At 66.7% G+C, this 3,938-nt stretch carries 7 protein-coding genes; 6 read left to right on the top strand and 1 reads right to left on the bottom strand.

The genetic code is table 11. The features are described from left to right. The first annotated feature begins 140 nt into the window (after nucleotides 1-140). The 4 genes from arsC to RI841_RS15120 all read left to right on the top strand — a co-directional run bounded on the left by arsC (nucleotide 141) and on the right by RI841_RS15120 (nucleotide 2,097). The gene (gene arsC, locus RI841_RS15135; RefSeq protein ID WP_310706463.1) at nucleotides 141-482 is read left to right on the top strand and encodes an arsenate reductase (glutaredoxin); all 342 of its coding nucleotides are present in this window, start codon (nucleotides 141-143) and stop codon (nucleotides 480-482) included. A 44-nt stretch (nucleotides 483-526) separates the two neighbouring features. Further along, entirely contained in the window at nucleotides 527-1,150 is a 624-nt protein-coding gene (wrbA, locus tag RI841_RS15130; RefSeq protein WP_310706462.1) for an NAD(P)H:quinone oxidoreductase, read from the top strand. Further along, entirely contained in the window at nucleotides 1,147-1,539 is a 393-nt protein-coding gene (locus RI841_RS15125) for a DUF2069 domain-containing protein (RefSeq protein WP_310706461.1), read from the top strand. Before wrbA ends, RI841_RS15125 begins: the two co-directional genes overlap by 4 nt. 87 nt (nucleotides 1,540-1,626) lie before the next feature. Continuing rightward, nucleotides 1,627-2,097 (top strand): cytochrome c, encoded by a 471-nt coding sequence (locus RI841_RS15120; protein WP_310706460.1) that lies wholly within the window; start codon nucleotides 1,627-1,629, stop codon nucleotides 2,095-2,097. 68 nt (nucleotides 2,098-2,165) lie between these two features. On the opposite strand, the gene RI841_RS15115 is transcribed toward RI841_RS15120, so the two are convergent. Next, nucleotides 2,166-2,849 (bottom strand): cytochrome b/b6 domain-containing protein, encoded by a 684-nt coding sequence (locus tag RI841_RS15115; protein WP_310706459.1) that lies wholly within the window; start codon nucleotides 2,847-2,849, stop codon nucleotides 2,166-2,168. A 126-nt stretch (nucleotides 2,850-2,975) separates the two neighbouring features. On the opposite strand from RI841_RS15115, the gene RI841_RS15110 reads away from it, so the two are divergent. Continuing rightward, nucleotides 2,976-3,668, top strand: a complete 693-nt coding sequence (locus RI841_RS15110) for an AzlC family ABC transporter permease (RefSeq protein ID WP_310706458.1) — start codon at nucleotides 2,976-2,978, stop codon at nucleotides 3,666-3,668. Then, the coding region (locus RI841_RS15105; protein ID WP_310706457.1) for an AzlD domain-containing protein at nucleotides 3,665-3,938 on the top strand (274 nt) is incomplete at its 3' end. The genes RI841_RS15110 and RI841_RS15105, both read left to right, overlap by 4 nt.

The raw sequence follows: 3,938 nt of genomic DNA, 5'->3' as shown, positions 1-3,938 counted from the left end.
GTGATCATGTCGGTGCTGGGCGCCATCGAGCGCGTCCTCCCCGGTCACCGGGACGGCGACTGAGCCCGTCCGGTTGTGGCGAGATTCTGCCGCAGCCTACAATGAGCCCCCTTCACTCCGAGTGGCAAAAGGACGCGTCCATGATCACCCTCCTTCACAACCCGCGCTGCTCCAAGTCACGCCAGGCCCTGGCCTTGCTCGAGGAGGCCGGTGCCGAGGTGACCGTCCGCCGCTACCTGGACGAGCCGCTGGATGCCGATGAGCTGCGCTCCCTGATCCGGCGCCTGGAGGGGAGTGTTTCGTCACTGGTGCGGCGCAACGAGACCGAGTGGAAGCAGCTGGGGGCCGATGCCGAGGATTCCCGCCAGGTGATCGATGCCATCGTCACCCACCCACGCATCCTGCAGCGGCCCATCGCCGACGATGGGCAACGGGCGGTCATCGGCCGTCCGCCCGAAGCGGTCTGCGCCCTGCTCGACTGAGCGCCATCCGCACGCCCCGTCTCCTCAGGCCAACAGGAACCCCCATGACCGAACACCGCCCCTATGTGCTGATCCTGTTCTACTCGCGCCATGGCGCCACCCGCGCCATGGCCGAGCGCCTCGCCGCCGGCGTCGAGTCCTGCCCGGGCATCGAGGCCCGCCTGCGGACCGTGCCACCGGTCTCGGCCACCTGCGAAGCCGTCGACCCCGAGATTCCCGAGGCGGGTGCCGTCTATGCCAGCCTCGACGACCTGCGCCACTGCGCGGGCCTGGCCATTGGCAGCCCGACCCGCTTCGGCAACATGGCCGCGCCCCTCAAGTACTTCATCGACGGCACCAGCGAGCTATGGCTCGGTGGTGCCCTGATCGACAAGCCGGCCACTGCCTTCACCTCAACCTCCAGCCTGCATGGGGGCCAGGAGACCACCCTGGTCTCGATGCTGCTGCCGCTGCTGCACCATGGCATGGTCTATGCCGGCCTGCCCTACAGCGAGATCGAGCTGATGGAGACCGCCGCCGGCGGGACGCCCTACGGGGCGAGCCATGTCGCCGGCAAGCGCAGCGACCGGCCGCTGGACGAACATGAGCGACACTTGGCCTTCGCTCAGGGTAAACGCCTGGCCCGACTGGCCCTGGCCCTCGGGGCCTCGCGCCGGGAGGCCTCATGAGGCAGTGGCTGGAAGGACTGGAAGCTCGCAAGGGGATCGATCGGCTGACCGATGGGTCGCGCCGGCTGGTGTTGAGCAGCTACGGCCTGCTGTTGGTATTGATGGTCTATCGTGGCGTGATCGTCACCACCGACGGCAACCCCCTGGTGCCCCTGCTGGCCTTCGTGTTGCCGCTGGTGCTCTTCCTGCCCTCGATCCTCACGCGACGTCCTCGCGGCCATGCGTGGCTGGCCTTTGTCAGTCTGCTCTACTTCACTCAGGGCGTAATGGTGGCCACCCTCCCCGGCCAGGGACTGCGCGGCAGTGCCGAGGCCCTGGTCGCCTTGGCCCTGTTCGTCGGCTGCACGGCCTATGCTCGCTTTCGCAGCCGACAGCAGCGGGCCAACTAGCGGATGGAGCGAGAGCTGCTAAGCTGAGCGTGACCGACATCAAGAGATGCCCCGTCATACCTTACCGGACACGAAACGGAGATCGTGATGACCCTATCCCGTTATTCCCTCATCGCTGCCGCTACCCTGACCACGGCTCTTCTCGCCTCGACCAGCAGCCAGGCCGATGTCGACAAGGCGATCGAGTATCGCCAGGATGCCTTGAGCGTCATGGCCTGGCAGATTGGCCCGCTGGGCGATATGGCCCAGGGGAAGATCGATTATGACGCCGAGGAGTTCGCCCGCCGCGCCGAAAACCTCGACGCCGTTGCGGATCTCCCCTGGGAAGGGTTCGTCGAGGGCTCCCTGCGAGGTGACAACCATGGCGTAGACACCGATGCCCTGGCCGAGATCGCCGACGACTGGGAAGACTTCGAGTCGCGTCAGCAGGCACTGGTAGAGGAAGCCGCCAAGCTGGCCGAACTCGCCCAGGGGGATGACTTCGCTGCCATGCGACAGCAGGTGGCGTCCGTTGCCGATACCTGCAAGGGCTGCCACGACAACTATCGCGCCGAGTGATCCGGCGCAACGCCGTCACACCGAGGCGGTGCCCTGCACCGCCTCGACCCCTGCCACGTCTTCGACTGTCAGAGCTGCCATAGCCACCCCACCACCCCGACGGCCACCAGCAGCAGACCCACCGCCAGCCAGGGACTGCCGCGCGACTCAGCGACGCTGTCGTCGGCCATGCCCTCGGGATGCGCCGATAGTCGCTTACACCCCGTGACCATGGCGCCCACCAGGCGTTCCCCCTTCAGCCGATGCACCACCAGGGCCACCAGGTGAAGCACGATCAGCACCATCAACAGCTGTGCGTTCCAGTGATGCAGGATTCGCAGCGTGCCGCTGACCTCGCCCGAGACCCGGTCATGAAGTGGCGCCTGGAAGAAGATGTCGTCAGTGAGAAAGAGTCCGCTGATCGCCTGGACGCTCAGTGACACCAGCATCGCCAGGACCGCCAGACCGCCGAGAGGGTTATGGCCGGCATAGGGCGGCAGCGGCCCGCGACGCAGGGCACGCAGGTAGGCCAGGATGGCCCCTGGCCCATGGAGGAAATGCCACAGCCGCGCATGGTGGCTGCCCGCCAGCGCCCAGCCCCAGCGAAACAGCAGCAGGCCCAGCACTACCAGGCCGGCGCGGCCATGGATCTCCACGGGAAACACGAAGGGCGCCCCCCCGGTCTCCATGGTGTAGAAGGCGAGTGCCACCGCACTTGCCAGGCCCCAATGAAACAGACGGGTCGGCAGATCCCAGACTCTTACATGGTGCATCTTGCTGGCTCCTTGCGCTTATAGGAGAAAGTCCTTGTTTTCGAGTGAGGTGTAGCCGTCCACGGCGTATAATACTTGCCTGACGGAGTGTCGCCGTTACGCCACATGACGACAAGGAGGTCCACGTTGCTCGAGCGTCACGCCTGGCAGGAGGCCGGTATCATCACTCTGCCGGTGATGTTCGGCTACCTGCCGCTGGGGGCTGCCTTCGGCATCCTCGCCGTCGAGGTGGGTATCCCCGCCTGGGGGGCACTGCTGATGTCGCTGGTCATCTATGCCGGAGCCGGCCAGTTCCTGGCCGTGGCACTGCTTGCCGGCGGGGCCGGTCTGGTGGAGGTGGCCGTGGCCACCCTGATGCTGAACTCCCGCCACCTCTTCTATGGCCTGTCACTGCTGCGCCGCTTCCAGGGGGCCGGCTGGCGCAAGCCCTACCTGGTTTTCGCCCTCACCGACGAGACCTACTCGCTGCTCACCACCCACGCCGGGGATGCCGGCCTGGACCATGCTCAGGCCTTTCGCGTCAGCCTGCTCAACCAGCTCTGGTGGGTGCTGGGGTCAATGGCCGGGGTGCTGGTCGGCACGACCCTGGCGTTCGACAGCCGCGGCATCGAGTTCGCCCTCACGGCGCTGTTCATCGTCCTGACCCTGGAACAGGCACGACGGCTGCGCCAGTGGCTGCCCTTCGCCATTGCCCTGGCCACCGGGCTCGGGGCCATGCTGATGCTGCCGGAGCACCACCTGCTGCTGGGGGCGATCGGGACGGCCAGTCTGGTGCTGCTGGTCGATTACCGCCGTCGGCAGCTCGGAGGTGCAACATGAACGGTCTCGACCTGCTGGGCTTCATCGCCGTCTGTGTCGCGGCGACCTTCGCTACCCGGGTGCTGCCCTTCGTGGCCCTGGCGCGCCATGCGGAGCATCCGCTGATCCTGCACCTGGGTCGCTACCTGCCACCGGCGGTGATGATGATCCTGGTGCTCTACGCCCTGCGCGACTTCAGCCCCCTGGCCGATGGGCGCCTCAATGCCGCGGCCGACGGCTGGCCGATGATACTCGCCTGGCCGAGGGTGTTGTCTCACGCAAGAAACAATT

It is taken from the genome of Halomonas sp. (assembly GCF_031581305.1).
In the GTDB taxonomy this organism is placed as follows: Bacteria; Pseudomonadota; Gammaproteobacteria; order Pseudomonadales; family Halomonadaceae; genus Halomonas.
Note: the sequence above shows the minus strand (reverse complement) of the source record. Positions and strands in the feature narration are given on the sequence as shown.